The sequence below is a fragment of the Undibacterium sp. TJN19 genome (genome assembly GCF_049339485.1).
GTDB lineage: Bacteria > Pseudomonadota > Gammaproteobacteria > Burkholderiales > Burkholderiaceae_D > Undibacterium.
Genome location: NZ_JBMPPL010000069.1, coordinates 1 through 403, shown reverse-complemented (window position 1 = coordinate 403; position 403 = coordinate 1). Strand labels below are relative to the sequence as shown.

Here is a 403-nt window from a genome sequence, read left to right as displayed (position 1 = left end):
GCGATACGGGAGATGTTGACGGTTTTGAGGCCAGTGGCATCTTGCAGATCGAGACCGGTGACTGCCAGGTTGGCGCCAGCGGAGGACGAGCCTGTGAAGGCGGCGTTCAGTGTCTGGATGTTGGTCAGTTTTGGGGTGATGAGTGTGCCGCCGTTGTCGTTGGCATTGCCCAGTGTGGCTGTCAGGACGTTGGTCACGCCTGTACCAGTCAGTTGGTCTTCATCTTGCAGGCTGTTGATACGGGCATTGCCGCCTGGTGTGTAGACTTGTGGGGCTGTGAATGTTTCGCCAGAGACGATGTCGGTACCGTTAGTCAGGACGATTTGGGCGCCTGGGCTGTTGGAGACGATCGCTGCGATGGTGGCATCGGCTGTGGACTGGGCTGTGGCCAGTGTGGCAGCGT

At 59.1% G+C, this 403-nt stretch carries 1 pseudogene; it reads right to left on the bottom strand.

Annotated features, from left to right (window positions below):
- Window positions 1-403: pseudogene (locus tag ACO0LH_RS28560) on the bottom strand (hypothetical protein); the annotation flags it as partial.